This window comes from Actinoplanes sp. NPDC089786 (assembly GCF_040684855.1).
Taxonomy (GTDB): Bacteria; Actinomycetota; Actinomycetes; order Mycobacteriales; family Micromonosporaceae; genus Actinoplanes.
Genome location: NZ_JBFBGU010000031.1, coordinates 56,853 through 74,480, shown reverse-complemented (window position 1 = coordinate 74,480; position 17,628 = coordinate 56,853). Strand labels below are relative to the sequence as shown.

Annotated in this window: 19 protein-coding genes; 10 read left to right on the top strand and 9 right to left on the bottom strand. The window is 71.2% G+C overall.

Going from position 1 to position 17,628, the window contains the following annotated elements; genetic code table 11:
- Positions 1 to 113: 113 nt before the first annotated feature.
- From AB0O15_RS43490 to AB0O15_RS43480, 3 genes are read right to left on the bottom strand one after another with little or no spacing between them, the layout of a single operon-like run.
- Positions 114 to 278 (bottom strand): LuxR C-terminal-related transcriptional regulator, encoded by a 165-nt coding sequence (locus AB0O15_RS43490; RefSeq protein WP_364332461.1) that lies wholly within the window; start codon positions 276 to 278, stop codon positions 114 to 116.
- A gap of 17 nt (positions 279 to 295) precedes the next feature.
- On the bottom strand, positions 296 to 757 hold the full coding sequence (locus tag AB0O15_RS43485; RefSeq protein WP_364332458.1) for a response regulator transcription factor: 462 nt from the start codon (positions 755 to 757) through the stop codon (positions 296 to 298).
- On the bottom strand, positions 757 to 1,866 hold the full coding sequence (locus AB0O15_RS43480; protein ID WP_364332455.1) for a sensor histidine kinase: 1,110 nt from the start codon (positions 1,864 to 1,866) through the stop codon (positions 757 to 759). Before AB0O15_RS43480 ends, AB0O15_RS43485 begins: the two co-directional genes overlap by 1 nt.
- A gap of 113 nt (positions 1,867 to 1,979) precedes the next feature.
- On the opposite strand from AB0O15_RS43480, the gene AB0O15_RS43475 reads away from it, so the two are divergent.
- Entirely contained in the window at positions 1,980 to 2,600 is a 621-nt protein-coding gene (locus AB0O15_RS43475; RefSeq protein ID WP_364332452.1) for a hypothetical protein, read from the top strand.
- Here AB0O15_RS43475 and AB0O15_RS43470 read toward each other — a convergent pair.
- Positions 2,535 to 3,212, bottom strand: coding sequence for a DUF429 domain-containing protein (locus AB0O15_RS43470; RefSeq protein WP_364332450.1), 678 nt, complete (start codon positions 3,210 to 3,212; stop codon positions 2,535 to 2,537). The genes AB0O15_RS43475 and AB0O15_RS43470 overlap by 66 nt on opposite strands.
- Positions 3,213 to 3,442: 230 nt before the next feature.
- Here AB0O15_RS43470 and AB0O15_RS43465 point away from each other — a divergent pair, with 230 nt between their 5' ends.
- The 3 genes from AB0O15_RS43465 to AB0O15_RS43455 all read left to right on the top strand — a co-directional run bounded on the left by AB0O15_RS43465 (position 3,443) and on the right by AB0O15_RS43455 (position 7,352).
- On the top strand, positions 3,443 to 4,879 hold the full coding sequence (locus AB0O15_RS43465) for a glycosyl hydrolase family 18 protein (RefSeq protein ID WP_364332447.1): 1,437 nt from the start codon (positions 3,443 to 3,445) through the stop codon (positions 4,877 to 4,879).
- An 84-nt stretch (positions 4,880 to 4,963) separates the two neighbouring features.
- A complete protein-coding gene (locus AB0O15_RS43460; RefSeq protein ID WP_364332444.1) occupies positions 4,964 to 6,370 on the top strand; it encodes a class II 3-deoxy-7-phosphoheptulonate synthase in 1,407 nt (468 codons plus the stop codon).
- Positions 6,363 to 7,352 carry a GntG family PLP-dependent aldolase gene (locus tag AB0O15_RS43455; protein ID WP_364332441.1) on the top strand — a complete coding sequence of 330 codons (990 nt, stop codon included), beginning with the start codon at positions 6,363 to 6,365 and terminating at the stop codon, positions 7,350 to 7,352. The genes AB0O15_RS43460 and AB0O15_RS43455 overlap by 8 nt, the downstream gene beginning before the upstream one ends.
- Here AB0O15_RS43455 and AB0O15_RS43450 read toward each other — a convergent pair.
- The 3 genes from AB0O15_RS43450 to AB0O15_RS43440 all read right to left on the bottom strand — a co-directional run bounded on the left by AB0O15_RS43450 (position 7,330) and on the right by AB0O15_RS43440 (position 11,044).
- Complete coding sequence (locus tag AB0O15_RS43450) at positions 7,330 to 8,193, bottom strand: deoxyribonuclease IV (protein ID WP_364332438.1); 864 nt, start codon at positions 8,191 to 8,193, stop codon at positions 7,330 to 7,332. The two genes, AB0O15_RS43455 and AB0O15_RS43450, sit on opposite strands and share 23 nt — an antisense overlap.
- Positions 8,184 to 10,118, bottom strand: coding sequence for a Stk1 family PASTA domain-containing Ser/Thr kinase (gene pknB, locus AB0O15_RS43445; protein WP_364332435.1), 1,935 nt, complete (start codon positions 10,116 to 10,118; stop codon positions 8,184 to 8,186). Before pknB ends, AB0O15_RS43450 begins: the two co-directional genes overlap by 10 nt.
- A 131-nt stretch (positions 10,119 to 10,249) precedes the next feature.
- Positions 10,250 to 11,044 carry a hypothetical protein gene (locus AB0O15_RS43440; RefSeq protein ID WP_364332432.1) on the bottom strand — a complete coding sequence of 265 codons (795 nt, stop codon included), beginning with the start codon at positions 11,042 to 11,044 and terminating at the stop codon, positions 10,250 to 10,252.
- A gap of 40 nt (positions 11,045 to 11,084) precedes the next feature.
- Here AB0O15_RS43440 and AB0O15_RS43435 point away from each other — a divergent pair, with 40 nt between their 5' ends.
- Genes AB0O15_RS43435 through AB0O15_RS43425 form a run of 3 tightly spaced genes read left to right on the top strand, consistent with a single transcriptional unit; the run spans position 11,085 to position 12,074 of the window.
- Positions 11,085 to 11,462 carry an Rv2175c family DNA-binding protein gene (locus AB0O15_RS43435; protein WP_364332476.1) on the top strand — a complete coding sequence of 126 codons (378 nt, stop codon included), beginning with the start codon at positions 11,085 to 11,087 and terminating at the stop codon, positions 11,460 to 11,462.
- Positions 11,463 to 11,469: 7 nt separating this feature from the next.
- A complete protein-coding gene (locus tag AB0O15_RS43430; RefSeq protein ID WP_364332429.1) occupies positions 11,470 to 11,781 on the top strand; it encodes a lycopene cyclase domain-containing protein in 312 nt (103 codons plus the stop codon).
- The gene (locus tag AB0O15_RS43425) at positions 11,778 to 12,074 is read left to right on the top strand and encodes a lycopene cyclase domain-containing protein (RefSeq protein WP_364332426.1); all 297 of its coding nucleotides are present in this window, start codon (positions 11,778 to 11,780) and stop codon (positions 12,072 to 12,074) included. The genes AB0O15_RS43430 and AB0O15_RS43425 overlap by 4 nt, the downstream gene beginning before the upstream one ends.
- On the opposite strand, the gene AB0O15_RS43420 is transcribed toward AB0O15_RS43425, so the two are convergent.
- Positions 12,055 to 13,110, bottom strand: a complete 1,056-nt coding sequence (locus tag AB0O15_RS43420) for a polyprenyl synthetase family protein (protein ID WP_364332473.1) — start codon at positions 13,108 to 13,110, stop codon at positions 12,055 to 12,057. The genes AB0O15_RS43425 and AB0O15_RS43420 overlap by 20 nt on opposite strands.
- Positions 13,111 to 13,163: 53 nt before the next feature.
- On the opposite strand from AB0O15_RS43420, the gene metF reads away from it, so the two are divergent.
- The 3 genes from metF (at position 13,164) to AB0O15_RS43405 (ending at position 15,528) form a co-directional block, all read left to right on the top strand.
- On the top strand, positions 13,164 to 14,084 hold the full coding sequence (gene metF / locus AB0O15_RS43415; RefSeq protein ID WP_364332423.1) for a methylenetetrahydrofolate reductase [NAD(P)H]: 921 nt from the start codon (positions 13,164 to 13,166) through the stop codon (positions 14,082 to 14,084).
- Positions 14,081 to 14,737, top strand: a complete 657-nt coding sequence (locus tag AB0O15_RS43410; protein WP_364332420.1) for a CDP-alcohol phosphatidyltransferase family protein — start codon at positions 14,081 to 14,083, stop codon at positions 14,735 to 14,737. The genes metF and AB0O15_RS43410 overlap by 4 nt, the downstream gene beginning before the upstream one ends.
- A 347-nt stretch (positions 14,738 to 15,084) precedes the next feature.
- Complete coding sequence (locus tag AB0O15_RS43405; RefSeq protein ID WP_364332417.1) at positions 15,085 to 15,528, top strand: hypothetical protein; 444 nt, start codon at positions 15,085 to 15,087, stop codon at positions 15,526 to 15,528.
- A gap of 269 nt (positions 15,529 to 15,797) precedes the next feature.
- Here AB0O15_RS43405 and AB0O15_RS43400 read toward each other — a convergent pair whose 3' ends face one another.
- A complete protein-coding gene (locus AB0O15_RS43400) occupies positions 15,798 to 17,540 on the bottom strand; it encodes an alpha/beta hydrolase (protein WP_364332414.1) in 1,743 nt (580 codons plus the stop codon).
- Positions 17,541 to 17,628 lie beyond the last annotated feature (88 nt).

Here is a 17,628-nt window from a genome sequence, read left to right as displayed (position 1 = left end):
TACCACGTCACCCTCGACCTCGCCGCATAAGTCACCGCTTCAACCAAGACCCATCCCACGCCGCTTCGCGCCGCGGGATGCTGCCGCGTATCTGGGCACGGTCGATTTTCGAGTTAGAGCCAACCGTTGTCCTTTGCGTGCAGCGCGGCCTGTACCCGGTCGCGGAGGCCGAGCCGGTTCAGGATCCGCGACACGTGGTTCTTCACCGTTCCCTCGCTGAGGAAAAGCTCCTTGGCGATCTGGCGGTTGGTCTCGCCCCGCGCGACCAGCTTGAGCACATCAAACTCGCGCTCGGTCAGGTCAGGTCGGGTCGCCGCCGGGCGGCCGGCCTCGCCAGGTCGAGCGCGGACACCAGCCGCCGGACCGCCGCGGCGTCGTGTTGGTCGACGCCCGCGTGGGCCAGCCGCACGGCCTGGGCCAGCTCGCGCACCGGCAGGTCCTTGAAGAGGTAGCCGCTGGCCCCGGCGCGCATGGAGTCGAGCACGTATTCCTCGTCGTTGAACGTGGTCAGCATCAGCACCCGGCAGGAGGGCAGTTCGTCGCGGATCATCTCGGCCGCGCGGATCCCGCCGAGCACCGGCATCTTGATGTCCATCAGCACCACGTCGGGCTTGACCTCGAGGGCGCGCTCGACCGCCTCGCGCCCGTCCCCGGCGGTGCCGACCACCGTGATGCCCTCCTGGAGGCCGAGCAGGGAAGCGATGCCCTCGCAGACGAGCACCTGATCGTCGACGACCATGACGCGGACGTCGGTCATCAGGCCCCCACCCGGGCCGTGACCCGGGTGCCGCGGCCGGGCTCGGATTCGATGTGGAGCGCCCCGCCGACCGAGGCCACCCGCTCACGCATCCCGGCCAGCCCGTTGCCGGTCGCCAGCTCCGGCACGAAGCCGCGCCCGTTGTCCTCGACCTCGAGCTCGACCCTCACCTCGCCGAACCGCACCGACACGTAGACCACGTCGGCCCGCGCGTGTCGCCGGGCGTTGGTCAGCGCCTCCTGTGCCACCCGGTAGAGCGTCTCGAGCTCGTCGCGGCGTTGCCCGCCCTCGGTGCCGGTCAGCTCGACGGAGACCGAGAAGCCCGGGCCGTCGAGCCCGTCGGCGAGCACCGCCACCGCGCGGGTCAGCGAGAAGTGATCGGCGCGCAGCGTGCTCACCGACTCGCGTACCTCGGACAGGGCCCGGCCGGTCGCCGAGCGAGCGTCGCCGACGGCCCGGTCGGCGACCGTCGGGTCGCGTTCCCGGAACGCCTCGGCCTTCTCGAGTTGGACGCTGATCGCGGTCAGGTGGTGGCCCAGGCTGTCGTGGATGTCGCGGGCCAGGCGGTTGCGCTCGGCCGTGGCGCTCAGCTCGGCCACCTGTTGTTGTGCCTCGTGCAGCTCGGCGAACAGCCGCTCGGCGCGCACCCGGCTGCGGCGCTGGCGGTCGGCGACCGCGGCGGTGGCGATGGTCAGCACCATGCCGACGAAGAGCATCAGCAGGTCGGAGACGATCTCGGGGTCGGTGGCCCAGCCCGGCGTGAACGACGCCCGGATCGTCCCGGCGGCCAGGTAGCCCGCCGCCAGGCCGATGCTCCACCGGCGGCCGAGGGAGAAGTAGGCGAAGAACGGCACCAGGACGTAGAGCGGCCGGGCGAAGCCCGCGTCGTCGAACGCGACCACCACTTCGATCAGCGCCATGCGGGTCAGCAGCAGCCCGATGCCTCGTCCGGTCGGCTTGATCTGCTCGACCCCGAGCAGCGCGACCAGCGCGGCCGCGAACCACACCGGCGACCAGCCGGGGGAGAGGCCCGCGGCGGCGTAGTAGAGCCCGGTGCTCAACACCGCGAGGTAGAGCACCGAAGCCATCCAGCGCAACGGGGGAGCCATGCGCACCAGGGTAGGGAGGTTCGGTGGCTCTCGGACAGTGCCGATAGTCATGTGCCGCGCCGGTGCCGATCGGCACTGTCGGCGGACCGGGTGGCTTCGGCACCGTGGCCGGCATGAACCTCTATCGCCTGGCCGGTTACGCCGGTCTGCTCGGCGGGGCGCTCACGCTGATCGCCGCCGCCCGCCGCGCCGGCCTGATCCCTGAGAACTCGTTCACCCACGCCCTGGCCCCGCCCGCGACCGCGCTGCTGCTGCTCACCCTGACCGCGTTCTACCTGGTCCAGCGCGAGCGGGCCGGGCGGCTCGGGCTGACCGGCTTCGTGCTCAACCACCTCGGGCTCAGCGGCCTGTTCGCGGTCGAGTTCCTGACCCACGCCGTGCTCCAGTTCCAGGACGCGGCGACCCGCGAGCAGGTGCTGACCGGCCCCGGCCGGCCGTACTTCGTGGTGGTGGCCTTCACGTTCCTGACCGGGGTGGTCCTCTTCGGCGTGGCGTCGTGGCGGGCCGGGGTGCTGCCGCGCGGCGCGGTCGCGCTCTACGTTGCCGGTCTGAGCGCGGCCGCGTTACGCGCCACCGTGCCCGAGGCCGTCTACCTGGGTGGCCTGGTGGCCGGCTCGGCCGGCGTGCTCTGGCTGTCGGTGGCGCTGTTGTCGAAGCCGGGCGGCGCGTCAGTACCAGATCGCGATCCGGGCACCGTTGGCCTCCTCGGGCGGCGAGGGGTGCGACATGGCTGAGCCGGTGGCCATCCGATGAGCGCTCCACGCCACGGCGGCCGCGTCCAGGATGTCGTCCGGCGGCGCCTGCCCGGCCGGTCCGAGATTGTCCGGGAGCACGATCCCGTGCCGCGCGAGCAGTTCCCGGCGGCGGGCCTGACCGGTCCAGGTCTTCTTGGCGTACGCCAGGGGCTCGCCGGCCATCTGCCGGAACGACACCTCGGGATGCGCCTCGAAGAGGAGTCCCGGGTGGCGTTCCCAGATCGCGTTCGCCTCCAGCAGCTTGGGCCGCAGCGCCCAGGACTGCCGGCTCAGCCCCGACCCGGTCAGCTCGCGGCAGCGCCGGTTCGCGGTGGCGAAATCCGATTCCTGCCAGACCGCCCGCGGCGGCACCCGGAAGACGCTGCCGCGGCGCGGTCCGAGCTGGTCGGCGGCGAGGGTGTCAGCGGCGCGCCACCGGTCGGGCAGCATGCCTAATGGAATGTCCACCCCGATCACCGCGGCGCCCGAGCTCCCGGCCACGATCTCGTACAGGGTGGACGCCAGCAGCGCCCGGCCGAACTGGCCCTCGCGCAGCTCCACACCCACCCAGCCCAGGGCATATGCGTCGACGCCGATGACGTTCACGGTCATCGCACGCCCTCTGGGGACCGACGGTGGTCGATGCCCTCGGCGTTGTTGGTCATGACCGCAGACTACGCGCCGTGGTGGTTTGAGTGCACGCCGTACTGCTGACTGTCGAAAACTTAAGCCTGTGCTCAATCCGTGTGGACCATCTTGACTGACGTCGATGAATGTGACTACCGTCTCCTCAACTTTCGTTTTGGAAAGTTTCCTAAATGTTCAGGTCATGAGGAGACGCCGTGCAGAAATCCCTACGCCGCGCTCTATGGGCCGGGGCGATCGTTGCGGTCACGGCCGCCGCGATGCCCATGGTCCAGGCGTCTGCAGCGGAAGCTTGTGCGCCCGCATGGAGCGCCACGCAGGTCTACAACGGTGGCAACACCGCTTCCTATCAGGGCAAGAACTACCAGGCCAAGTGGTGGACCCAGAACGAGAACCCGGCGCAGAAGAGCGGCGAGTGGGATGTCTGGAAGAACCTCGGGGCCTGCGGTGGGACCACCCCGCCCTCCGACCCGCCGACCACCCCGCCCACCGATCCCCCCACCGACCCGCCGGGCAACGGCGGCAAGAAGGTCGTCGGCTACTTCGCCGAGTGGGGCGTCTACGGCCGCCAGTACTTCGTGAAGAACATCGTCACGTCGGGCTCGGCCAGCAAGCTGACCCACATCCTGTACGCGTTCGGCAACACCACCGGCGGCCAGTGCTCGATCGGTGACTCGTACGCCGACTACGACATGGCCTACACCTCGGCCAACAGCGTCGACGGCGTGGCCGACACCTGGGACGCCGGCGCCCTGCGCGGCAACTTCAACCAGCTCCGCAAGCTCAAGCGGGCATACCCGAACATCAAGGTGATCTGGTCGTTCGGCGGCTGGACCTGGTCCGGCGGCTTCACCCAGGCCGCGGCCAACCCGACGGCTTTCGCCAACTCCTGCTACAACCTGGTCAAGGACTCCCGCTGGGCCGACGTCTTCGACGGCATCGACGTCGACTGGGAGTACCCGAACGCCTGTGGCCTGAGCTGTGACTCCAGCGGCTCGGCCTCGTACAACAACGTGGTCTCCGCGCTGCGCAACAAGTTCGGCTCGAGCTTCCTGGTCACCTCGGCGATCTCGGCCGACGGGTCGAACGGCGGCAAACTGGACGCGGCCGACTACGCCTCGGGCATCAGCAAGCTCGACTTCGTGATGCCGATGACCTACGACTACTACGGCGCGTTCAGCGCTCAGGGTCCGACGGCGCCGCACTCGCCGCTGACCTCCTACTCGGGCATCCCGACCAACGGCTTCTGGTCGGACGCCGCGATCCAGAAGCTCAAGGCCAAGGGCGTGCCGGCGAACAAGATGCTGCTCGGCATCGGGTTCTACGGACGCGGCTGGACCGGTGTCTCGCAGGCCGCACCGGGTGGCTCCGCCAGCGGGGCGGCACCGGGCACCTACGAGGCGGGCATCGAGGACTACAAGGTCCTCAAGAACAGCTGCCCGGCGACCGGCACCGCCGGTGGCACCGCCTACGCCAAGTGCGGCAGCAACTGGTGGGGCTACGACACCCCGTCGACCGTCGGGACCAAGATGACCTACGTGAAGAACCAGGGCCTCGGTGGCGCGTTCTTCTGGGAGTTCTCCGGTGACACCAGCAACGGCGAACTGATCTCGGCCATCAAGAACAACCTCTGATCCTCCCTTCCTCACCAGAAGGAGCGGGGCACCGGTTCGGTGCCCCGCTCCTTCGCGTGGTGCGGGCGTCATTAGGCTGGCGGCATGCGCCGAGAGTGGCATCAGCTCAGCTATCCGGGGTTCGGCAACCAGGCCCTGCAGACCTCCCGTCCGTCCACCGACTCCGCCGAGGACTCGGCTCTCGGCCTCGACCGGTGGCGTGACCAGCCGCGGGTGCAGATGCCGCCATGGCCGGACATGGCCGAGGTGGCCGAGGTCTGCCAGGTCCTCGAGAATGTGCCGTCGATCGTCGCGCCCTACGAGGTCGACCAGCTCCGGGTCAAGCTCGCCGACGTGTGCGAGGGCCGGGCGTTCCTGCTCCAGGGTGGCGACTGCGCCGAGACCTTCGCCGACAACACCGAGAGCCACCTGCTGGCCAACGCCCGCACGCTGCTGCAGATGGCGGTCGTGCTGACCTACGGCGCGTCGATGCCGGTGGTCAAGGTGGCCCGGGTCGCGGGGCAGTACACCAAGCCGAGGTCGGCCGCCACGGACGCGCTGGGGCTGCCGGCCTACCGCGGCGACATGATCAACTCGCTGGACGCGAACGAGAAGGCGCGGGTGGCCGACCCGCAGCGGATGATCCGGGCGTACGCGAACTCGGCGGCCGCGATGAACATGCTCCGGGCGTACCTCGCGGGTGGTCTGGCCGACCTGGCCGGCCTGCACGACTGGAACAAGGACTTCGTCCGCGCGTCGCCGGCCGGGGAGCGCTACGAGGCGATCGCCCGCGAGATCGACCGCACGCTCGACTTCATCCGGGCCTGCGGGATGACCGACGACGAGGCCCTGCGTACGGTCAGCCTCTACTGCTCGCACGAGGCGCTCGCGCTGGAGTACGACCGGGCGCTGACCCGCGTCTCGGACAGCCGCGCCTACGGGCTGTCCGGCCACTTCCTGTGGATCGGCGAACGCACCCGGCAGATCGACGGCGCGCACATCGACTTCATCAGCCGGATCGCCAACCCGATCGGCGTCAAGCTCGGCCCCGGCACCGCCCCCGAGCAGGCCATCGAGCTGTGCGAGAAGCTCAACCCGGACAACGTGCCGGGCAAGCTCACGCTGATCAGCCGGATGGGCAACGGCCGGGTCCGCGACGCGCTGCCGCCGATCGTCGAGAAGGTGACGGCGGCCGGCGCCAAGGTGGTCTGGCAGTGCGACCCGATGCACGGCAACACCCACGAGTCGTCCAACGGCTACAAGACCCGGCACTTCGACCGGATCGTCGACGAGGTGCTCGGCTACTTCGAGGTGCACCGCGGGCTGGGCACCCACCCGGGCGGCATCCACGTCGAGCTGACCGGCGAGGACGTCACCGAGTGCCTGGGCGGCGCGCAGGGCATCGAAGACCTCGACCTGCCGGACCGGTACGAGACGGCCTGTGACCCGAGGCTGAACACCCAGCAGAGCCTGGAACTGGCGTTCCTGGTCGCGGAGATGTTGCGTGGCTGATCTCCGGTCGGACACCGTCACGAAGCCCACGGCCGAGATGCGTGCGGCCATGGCGGCCGCGCCGGTCGGGGACGACGTGTTCGGCGACGACCCGACGGTCAACGCGCTGGAAGCGTCGGTCGCCGCGATGTTCGGGCACGAGGCGGCGCTGTTCTGCCCGTCCGGGACGATGGCCAACCAGATCGCCCTGCAACTGCTGGTGCCGCCCGGCGGTGAGCTGCTGGCCGGGGCCGACGCGCACGTCCTGTCGTACGAGCTGGGCGCGGCCGCCGCGCTCGGTGGCGTCTCCACCCGGACCTGGGGCCCGGTCGGCGCCGACCTCGACCCGGCCGCGATCGCGGCGATGATCCGCCCGGCCGGCTACCCGTCGAACCCCACGCGGGCGATCGCGGTGGAACAGACCCACAACCTGGCCGGGGGTACGGTCGTCCCGCTCGCCACGCTGGCCGCCCTGAGGGAGACGGGCCTCCCGATGCACTGCGACGGCGCCCGCGTCTGGCACGCCCACGTCGCCACCGGCACCCCGCTCGACGCCTACGGCCGGCTCTTCGACACCATGTCGGTCTGCCTGTCCAAGGGCCTCGGCGCCCCGGTCGGCTCGCTGGTCATCGGCTCGGCCGAGCGGATCGCCCAGGCCCGGGTGCTGCGCAAGCGGATGGGCGGCGGCATGCGCCAGGTCGGCATCCTGGCCGCCGCCGGCCGGTACGCCCTGGAACATCACATCACGCGGCTGGCCGACGACCACGCCCGCGCGAAGCGGCTGGCCGAGGCCCTGGACACGACCGCTCAGACGAACATCGTCCTGCTCGACCTGTCGGGAACGCGCTGGGATGCGCCCGGCCTGGTCGCGGCGGCCGCCGAACAGGACGTGCACATCGTCGCCATGCTCCCGCGGGTGGCCCGGATCATCACCCATCTCGACGTCACCGACGACGACGTGGATCAGGCGATCGACGTACTCAAACAGCTCTTAACGACTTGAGCAGGGCGATGTCGGCCGCGTGGCCCTCGTGCTTCTCGGTCGGCGTCTCCACGATCACCGGCAGGCCGGCCACCGCCGGGTGGGCCAGCAGCTCGGCGAACGCGGCCGAGCCGATCCGGCCCTGACCGATGGTCTCGTGCCGGTCGCGCGTCGAGCCGCACTCGTCCTTCGAGTCGTTCGCGTGGATGAGCTGGAGCCGCCCCGGTCCGGCCGCCGCGATCAGCGCGTCCAGCGTCGCGGTCATCCCGCCCGGCGTGGCCAGGTCGTGCCCGGCGGCCCAGGCGTGGCAGGTGTCGAAGCAGACACCCAGCCACGGGTGTCCCTCCACCGCGTCCAGGTAGGGCGCCAGGTCTTCCACCTTGGAGGCCAGGCTCCGGCCGCCACCCGCGCTCGGCTCGACCAGCAGCCGGGGCAGCCCGGCCGCGGCGGCCCGGTCGAGCAGCGGCAGCAACGCCTCGTGCAGCTGGTGCATGGCCTTCGCGTCGTGGGCCGGGTCGACCGAGGAGCCGGCGTGGAACACCACACCGGTCGCCCCGATCGCGGCGCCGCGGCGCAGCGCGTGCTCCAGCACGTCGACCGAGCGCTCCAGCGTCAGTGTGGTCGGCGAACCGAGGTTGACCAGCAACGACGCGTGGATGTAGGCCGGGACGCCGCGCTCGCCGATGCCGTCGCGGAACAGCACGTCCTGTTTCGGGTCGCCGGGCGGCAGGGCCCAGCCGCGCGAGTTGGACACGTACACCTGGACGGCCTCGGAGCCGGCCGCGTCGGCGTACCGAAGACCGGTCTTGGCCAGCCCGCCCGAGGTCGACGTGTGCGAGCCGATCGGCGGCGTCAGAAGCACTGGATCGCGACCTCGGAGTTCGGTTCGACCTGGGTGTTCTCGGCCGGTTGCTGGGCGCGGACCGTGCCGTTCGGGTTGAAGTCGACGCGGACCCGGAGCCCGAGCGCCTGGAGCGCCTGCTGGCCCTGCGGGCACGGCTGGTCGACCACCCGCGGGACGGTCACGAACGGCGGGCCCTCGCTGACGTCCAGGCGTACCTCGGTGTCCTTCTCGACCCCGGCGCCCGCCTTCGGGCTCTGGCCGATGACCGAGTCGCGCGGCGCGTCGTTCTGCTTGCGCGCCTCGACCGCGGACAGCCCGAGCTGCTGCAGGATCTGGCGGGCCTCGTTGATGTTCTTGCCGTTCAGGTCGGGCACGGTGATCGGCGCCTTGCCCTTGCTGACCACCAGCGTGACCGTGTCACCGGGGCGCAGCTGGGTGCCCGCCTTGGGGTCGCTGGAGATCACGAAGCCCTCGCCGACCTGATCGCTGTACTGAGCTTTGCCCTCCTTGAGCTTGAGCTTGACGTTGTCGAGCTCGCCCTTGGCGGCGGCCAGTTCCATGCCGGCCAGGTCGGGCACCGGGTAGCGTTCCGGGCCCAGCGAGACCGTGAGCGTGATGATGCCGCCCTTGACGATCTTCTCGTCGGCCGGCGGGTTCTGGCTCAGCACGACGTCCTTGGCGACCGTCTCGTCGTAGCGCCCGTCGCCGTAGATCAGCTCGAAGCCGGCCTGATCGGCCCGCTGTTCGGCCTGCGCCTTGGTCATGTTCACGAAGGTCGGCGCCTCGGTGTACCGCCCCAGGGTGACCCACCAGGTGCTGCCGGCCACGACCAGGACCATCACCAGGATCGCGGCCGGGATCAGGATGCGGCGCTTGCCGCCCTCGGCGAAGAAGCCGCGCCGGGCCGGCGTCGTCCGGTGGACGCTGCCGCTCTGCTGGGGGAGCCGCGACCAGGTCGGCCGGTCGGTCTGCGGGAACGTCGTGGTGACGGCCGGAATCATCGCCGTGCGGTCGGCCGTGTGCCGCGACGGGACCTGGCGCAGCAGAGCCGTCTCGACGTTCGCCGCGCCCAGGTCGTCGCGGACCACCTGCACCTCGGCCAGCAGCGCGCCGGCGTCGGTGGGCCGGGCGCCCGGATCGCGGCGGGTGGCCCGGGCGACCAGGTCGTCGATCGCCGTGGGCAGCCCGCGGACCAGGGCGGACGGCTTCGGCACGTCGTTGTCGACGTGTTGCCAGGCCACCTGGACCGGGTCGTCGCCGTCGAACGGGACCCGGCCGGTGACCATCTCGTAGAGCACGATGCCGGCCGCGTAGACGTCGGTGCGGGCGTCGGCGTGGCCGTTGGCGACCAGTTCCGGCGCCACGTACGCCACCGTGGCCATCAGCTGGCCGGAGTCGTCGTTGCTGCTCGCCTCGACCGCGCGGGCCAGGCCGAAGTCGGCCACCTTGACCACGCTGTCGACCAGGTTGGCGATGCCGCCGCTGGGCGCCTCGGCGACCAGCACGTTCTCGGGCTTGACGTCGCGGTGGACCAGGCCGGCCCGGTGGGCGGCGGCGATCGCGGCGAGCATCTGCTCGAGGATGGCCAGCGCCTCCACCGGGTTGAGCCGGCGGCGCTGGGTGAGCAGGTCACGCAGGGTGCGGCCCTGCACGTACTCCATGACCAGGTAGGGCAGGCCCTGGTGGCGGCCCTGGTCGTAGACGGCGACCACATTGGGGTGGGTCAGCCGCGCGATCGTCTTGGCCTCGTCGGTGAACCGGTCCACGAAGTGGACGTTGGTCGCCTGTGACGGGTGAATGATCTTCAGAGCGACCGTGCGCTCGAGGCGCTCGTCGACGGCGCCGTAGACCGTGGCCATGCCACCACGAGCGACGCGACCGGTGATCCGGTAGCGGCCGTCAATCGTCGTGCCGATCAACGAGTCGGCGACAGTCGTGTCCATCGGCGTGAAGTGTATGTGTCTTTCTGTTGGCGACGGTTCAGGATGCCACAGCTGAGACCTAACGGGTAGGCCACACTGCTCCTGACCAGCGGATCCGGCACAGTGTGAGCTGTGCCGGACCGCCGTGGAACTCAGTGCCGGCGGTGCGCCCGCCGGCCGTCCGCGCTCGCCGGCGCCGAGCTGCTGCTCTCGGTCGGCTCCGGCGAAGCGGACGTTTCGGTCGGCGACGGCGACGGCGAGCTGCTTTCGGTCGGCGCCGGCGTGGTGCTAGGCACCGACGTCGGCGTCGGCACCGGCGGCGTGTTGCAGTCCCCGCAGCCCTCGCTGGTCGGTCCGGGCGCGTGCGGCGCGGTCACCACCTTGGTCACGGTCACCGTCCGCGGCGCGGGCTGGGCGAGAGGCGCCAGGGGTACGCCCGGAGCCGGCGTCGCCGCGGGCACGACGGTGATGGCCGGCGTGGCCGCGACCGGTTCCGCCGCGCTGCCCCGCCCCATCCCGGCGTTGGCCGCCATCGGGTCCTGGGCCTGCTCGCCGATCGCCAGCGGGTACGGCTCGGCCGTCGCCGGCTTCTCGCCGAGCAGCCCGCCGAGCCCGTTGACCACCGCGAAGTAGCTGCCCGCGGCGCCCGCCACGGTCAGCGCCGCGAACGCCGTGACGGCGGCGATCCGGCGGGGCGGTCGCCGGCGCGGGCCCTGGTCGTCGCCGGGTCGGGCCGCCTCGGCGGCGCCACCGAACGTGCTCATCCCGGTGGACGTCACCTCGGGGCCGTTCGGGGCCCGGTGGTAGCCCGGAGCGGCATCCGGCACCCCGATGCCGTCCTGGCCTACCACTGGGTTCTCGGGCGACGGCTCGCGCCGGCCGAGGTCGTACTGCAGCGACCGCATGGCGCCGGCCATCTCGGTGCGGGTCTTCCGCCACATGGTCATGGGATCCGTGCTCGCAATCTGCTCGGCGGGTTGTGGCAGGCTGAATGCCGTGAGTGAGTCATCTACGTCGTCGTCCACGCCCACGGCAGGTCCGGCCGGTTGGGTCCCATTGCCGGACGTTGCCGACAAATTGGACCTGTCCATCAGCAAGGTGAACCAGATGGTGCGCGACGGCCACCTGCTGGCCGTCAAACGCGACGGCATCCGGGTCGTTCCCGCGGAACTGCTGGCCAACAGCACCGTGCTCAAGCACCTCCCGGGCGTGCTGACCTTGCTCCGCGACGCTGGGTACAACGACGAAGAGGCGGTCCGGTGGCTCTACGAGCCCGACGACAGTCTCGACGGCAACGCCGCCCTCGGTCTCGGCGGCGACCGGGCGCGCGAGGTCAAGCGGCGCGCGCAGGCGCTCGGGTTCTGAGAGCCTCGTGCGGCACTTCTCCTACCTGTTCGTGCTCGCGGGGTGCCTCGTCGCGGCGCTGTGGCTCGAACCGGTGCTCAAGGTCGGCGTGCTCCGGCAGGGGCGGCGGCTGCTGCTGACCGTGCTGCCGGTGCTGCTCGTCTTCGTGCTGTGGGACCTGGCGGCGATCGCGGCCGGGCACTGGACCTTCGACCCCGGGCAGACCACCGGCGTGCTCTTCCCGGGCGGGCTGCCGCTCGACGAGGTGCTGTTCTTCGTCGTCGTGCCGGTCTGCGCGATCCTCGGCTTCGAGGCGGTCCGGAAAGTGCTGAAGAAGTGACCTACACGGCCGCGGCGCTCCTGGGCGTCCTGGTGGCGGTGCTCGTCGACCTGTTCGTGCTGCGTACCCGCCTGGTGACCCGGCTCGTGTTCTGGGCGACGTACCCGATCGTCATCGTCTTCCAGCTGCTCTCGAACGGCATCCTGACCGGCCGCCACATCGTCGTCTACGACCCGCAGGCGATCATCGGCGTGCGGGTGGCGTACGCACCGGTTGAAGATCTTTTCTTCGGTTTCGCCCTGGTGCTCTTCTCGCTGTCGATCTGGGTGCGGCTCAGACCTTCCGGCGGGTAGCCGCCTCGGCCAGCTCCAGCAGCACACCCCGCGCCTCGTCCTCGACGTCGGCGGCGGCCAGCGCGGCCAGGCTCTCGGTGGTCAGCGTGACGATGCGCTCCTCGGTGCGGGCCAGCGCCCCGGAGTCACGGATGATCGCCCGCAGCAGCTCCACCCCCGCGTCGTCCAGCTCGGGGTCGCCGAGGGCCGCGTCCAGCACCGCCCGGTCCGCCGCCGGCGCCGTCTGGAACGCCGCCGCCACCAGGTACGTCCGCTTGCCCTCGCGCAGGTCGTCGCCGGCCGGCTTGCCGGTCACGGCCGGGTCGCCGTACACCCCGAGCACGTCGTCGCGCATCTGAAAGGCCTCACCCAACGGCATGCCGTACGCCGAATAGCCGGCACTCAGCGCGGCCGGCGCACCGGCCAGCGCGGCGCCCAGCAGAAGCGGCCGTTCGACCGTGTACTTCGCGGCCTTGAACCGGGCCACCAGCCCCGCCCGCTCCAGCGAGGTGTCGCCGGTGGCCTGCGTGTGCACGTCCAGGTACTGCCCGATGCTGACCTCGCTGCGCATCGCGTCGAAGGTCGGCCGGGCCCGGGCCAGGTCGGCGAGGTCGACGCCCGAGCCGTGCAGCATCTCGTCCGACCACACCAGCGCCAGGTCGCCGAGCACCACCGCGGCCGCGTCGCCGAACTGCTCCGCGCCGCCCCGCCAGCCCGCCGCCTCGTGCCGGACGGCGAACCGCCGGTGCACGGCCGGCTCACCACGCCGGGTGTCCGACCGGTCCATCAGGTCGTCGTGGATCAGCGCGCTGGCCTGCACCAGCTCCAGCGAGGCCACGGCGGCCACCAGCGGGTCGCTGTCCAGCCCGCCGGCCCCGCGGAAACCCCAGTAGGCGAACGCCGGCCGCAGCCGCTTGCCCCCGCCCAGCACGAACGCCTCCAGCGCGTCGGCCACGTCGGCCAGCGCCGGGTCGATCTCGGTCATCCGGGCGCGCTGGTCGGCGAGGAACACGGTGAGCGCCTTGTCGACCCGATCGCGCAGGCCCGCATACTCCAGGGGCGAGATGGTCACCGCGTCAACCTAGCCGCTGCACCCGGTAGAGTCCTACCGTGTCCCTCGGTCTGCCGTCCAAGCTCCCCGCCTCGCCCAGCATCGGTGAGTTGATCAAGGGCGCCACGCCGACCTTCTCGTTCGAGTTCTTCCCGCCCAAGACCCCGGCCGGCGAACAGCTGCTGTGGCAGGCGATCCGCGAGCTCGAGTCGCTGCGTCCCTCGTTCGTGTCGATCACCTACGGCGCCGGCGGCACCACCCGCGACACCACGGTCGCGGTCACCGAGCGGGTCGCCACCGAGACCACGCTGCTGCCGATGGCCCACCTGACCGCGGTCAACCACTCGGTCGCCGAACTGCGCAACGTGATCGGCCGCCTGGCCGGCGCGGGCATCCGCAACGTCCTCGCGGTCCGAGGCGACCCGCCCGGCGACCCGCAGGCCTCCTGGGTCAAACATCCCCACGGCATCTCGTACGCGTCGGAACTGGTCCGCCTGCTCCGCGAGGTCGGCGACTTCAGCGTCGGCGTGGCGGCCTTCCCGTACAAACACCCCAGGTCGTCGGATGTCGAGTCGGACACCCGCCACTTCATCGAGAAGTGCCGGGCCGGCGCCGACTTCGCCATCACCCAGATGTTCTTCGACGCCGACGAATACCTGCGCCTCCGCGACCGCGTGGCGGCGGCCGGCTGCGACACCCCCATCGTCCCCGGCGTGATGCCGGTGACCAGAATGGCCACGATCGAGCGGTCGACCCAGCTCTCCGGCGCCCCCTTCCCGCCCCACCTCCTCGCCCGCTTCGAGCAGGTCGCCGGCGACGAGGCCGCGGTCCGCGCGCTCGGCGTCGACCTGTGCAGCGAAATGTGCCAGCGGCTCCTCGACGAGGGCGTCCCCGGCATCCACTTCATCACGCTCAACCGCTCCACCGCGACGCGCGAGGTCTGGCAGCAGCTGGCCCCGACGCCCGCTCTGTCTTCGTGACCTGGGATTCATACGCTTCGGCGTGGGCTGACCTGCATGGCGGGTTCGACCCGCGGCAAGCGTCGCCGCTGGTCCGGGGCTGGGTTCGCATCGCCTGGCGGGCCGGGGTCTTGCTGGCCCGCCTTGGCCTGGGGCCCATGGCGGTCACCCTGGCCGGGCTGGTCTTGTGCCTGCTGGTGCCGTTGGCAACGTTGCTCGGCCCGCTCGGGTTCGTTCTCGCCGGTGTCCTGGTCGCCGCGGCCGCCTTCGCCGACTCCTTCGACGGCGCGGTCGCGGTGGTCACCGGCCGGGCGTCCCGCTTGGGCTACGTCGTCGACTCGGCCTCCGATCGCGTCGGCGAGGCCGCCTGGCTGGTCGCCTTCTGGCTGACCGGTGCGCCGGCCTGGCTGGTGGTCACGGCGGGCGGTCTGAGCTGGCTCCACGAATACGTACGGGCCAGAGGCGCCGCCGCCGGCATGTCGGACATCGGCGCGGTGACCGTGGGGGAGCGGCCTACCCGCATCGCGGTCTCGATCCCGGGCCTGCTCTTCGCCGGCTTGTCGGCGCTGATCCTCCCGTTGCCGGTCGCGACGGTCGCGGTCGCCGTCTGGCTGACCCTCCAGCTCATTGGCCTGGGCCAGCTCACCGTGGCCGTCCGCCGCGCCCTCACCTGACGCTCGTCTCTGCTCTACTCAAGCTTGCGGGCGTTACGCGATTCGAAGTCGTGAGGGTGTAACCAACACGCTCTCCAAGCCTGCGCACTCAGCGGTCGCGTGACTGGCAGCCCCAAGGGTCCCGAGTCGATCGGCTCTTGACCACAACCTGCTCCGGTTCTGGCGCGCTGCGGGGAGCCCGGTGACGACGGGGCAGTCCCGTATCCCCTTCCTCGGCGCATTGCTCGACACCCTGTTGGCCTCGGCCGGGAATTTCGGCGCGACGCGTGAACCAGGGTCGTGCGGGGCCCGTGGTGGCGGTGAACCCGGGCCGCTCCGGACCGGGTGATCACCCTGTGGAGGGCATCATGCGGAAAGCGTCTTTCGTGACCGGTCTGGCGTCGGCGGCTCTGGTGACCGGTGTGGCGTTGGTGCCGGCGTCGGCGGCCAGCGCGGCGACCTACGGGCCGGTCACGACGAACTGTGGGGTCGTCACGTGTAGCGCGTATCTGTCGCGGTCGGCGACCAAGGCGGTGAACGAGAAGCTGACGCTGGCTGGGGGTGGGTATGCCGGGGTTGGGCTCATCGTGTGTGCGCCGTTGGCGCCGCCGCCGTTGACGCCGATCGGGGTGGCGTGCGGGGTGGCGGCGACGGTGCAGGGTGCGTGGATCGCGCAGGAGGTCGAGGACGCGGCCGAGCGGCACGGAGCGCGGGGCGCCTGTCTGAAGGTCACCTATACCAAGCCGGTCGGTAACGTGCCGCCGCAGGTCACCTACTGGTCGACCAACAACGGCAAGTACTGCAAGGACTAACGGCGGCGCAGGCTGGGGCTGAGTGAGAGCCGGTCAAGGGCGGTCGGGACGAGTTGTTCGATCGCGGCGTGTTCGGCCTCGTCGGTCATGTGGCGGGGCAGCCAGCGCAGCGTGGTGGCCGGGATCGGTTCGCCGCCGAGGCGGAAGCGGCCGGTGAGCGGGCCCGCGGCGAGGTGCGATGGTCGACGTGGTGGGACCTGGATGCCGTCCGGCCCGAGGCTCGCAGGGGTAAGCGCCAGATTCGGTCACCCACCCCTGCGAGCGAACGGTTATCGCAGGCGGACGACCGGCGGCAGGAGCTTGGCCTCACCGGCGGCCGGCGGGGTCAGCTTGGCCACCGACGCGAGGTCGGCCGGAACACGCTCGGTCCGTGCCGTGCCGCGGGCCTTCGCGGTGGCGGCCTGGAACGGCTGGACGTCGCCGACGCAGAGGGTTCCCTCGGCCGGCAGGGCGCCGGTCAGCAGGTACTGGTCGACGGCGCCGGTGGCGCAGGCCGAGGTGCCGTACGCGGTGTGGCCCCAGCTGTCGCTGGACAGCAGCCGGCTGTTGGGCAGCAGGGCGGCCGAGGCGACCGCGTCGTTGTAGTTGGTCGCCGGGTCCCAGTAGTTGCCGACCACCAGCACCGGCGCCGCGGTCCGCTTGGTGAACGGGCCCCGGTAGGCGTCCTCGTCCTGGACGGTCCAGGTGTTGCCCGCGCAGGTCGCGTCGCCCCAGCCCCAGGCGCGGCCGAAGTACGGCGCCCGCTCGTCGGCCGCGGCGGTCAGCGCCGGCCACAGCGCGGCGTCCTGCGGGTGTACGCCGTCGGTGCAGATGACGGCCGAGCTGGCCTCGGCGCCGTTGTAGTAGGGGAAGTCGCGTCCCCGGCCGTCGAGACGCGAGGTGAGCCGCTTGCGGGCGGCGGCCGCGGTCTGGTCGGAGGCGTCGGGGTCGGTCAGCCCCAGCAGGTCCTGGGTCATGAAGACCAGATCCTCGTAGCCGTACGGGCCGTACAGCATGCTCAGCGCGGTGTTGACCAGGTCGGAGTAGCGGAAATAGTACTTGCCGGCCGCGTCCTCGAGCTCCAGCGGCTCGGCGCGCAGCCGGTCGGCGACCAGCTCGAAGTCGGCGGCGAACCGGCCGGCCTCGGCGCACTGCTCCTCGCCCCCGGCGTCGCAGCGCTGGAAGATCTCGGTCAGCGCCTTGTACGCGCCGTCCGCGCTGCGCAGCCGGTCGTCCAGGGTCTGGTCCTTGGTCTGCTGGTCGCCGGTCCACTTCGTCGGGTCGATGACGCCGTCGACGGTGATTGCCCGGAACCGGTCCGGGAACATGTTCGCGTAGTACTGGCCCAGCGCGGTGCCGTAGCTGAAGCCCAGGTAGCTGAGCTTCTCGTCACCGACGGCGCGGCGCAGCACGTCCATGTCGCGGGCCACCTCGGCCGTGGACGTCGCCCCGGCCAGCTTCTTGCCCGTGGTCGAGCAGGCCTTGCCGAGCTCCTTGGCGGAGGCGATGTACGCGGCCTCCTCCTCGGGCGTGTACGGGAAGAGCACGTTCATCCCGCGCAGCTTCTCGGTCTGCTCCTGGGTGTTCTTGAAGCACTTCACGTTGTCGCTGCTGGCGATGCCGCGCGGGTCGAAGCCGACGATGTCGAACTTGTCGAGCAGCTCCGAGCCGAGGAAGAACGGCGACGACAGCGCGATCGAGGTGCCGGAGCCGCCGGGGCCGCCCGGGTTCAGGAACAGGCTGCCGATCTTGTGCTCCTGGTCGCGGGCCTTCACCCGCAGCACGGCGACCTCGGTGGTCGGGCCGTTCGGCCGGTCGTAGTCGAGCGGCAGGTCGACCGTCTCGCACTCGGCCCATTCGTAGCACGAGTACCAGTCGAGCTGCGGCGTCGGCACCCGGTCGACGCGGCGTGCCTCGGCGGCGCTGGTGCGGTCGGCGGCTGGTGCGGCCGCCGCGGATGCCGGTACGGCGGCCAGCCCGGTGATGAGCAGGCCGGCGATTCCTCCGGCGAGGAATCGGTGTGTGGCTCTCATTCAGATGCCCTTCCGAACGGTGAGTCGCCGGCGGGCACCGGCGACCCCGACGACCGTACGATACGTCGACAAGTCTCGATATGTAGGC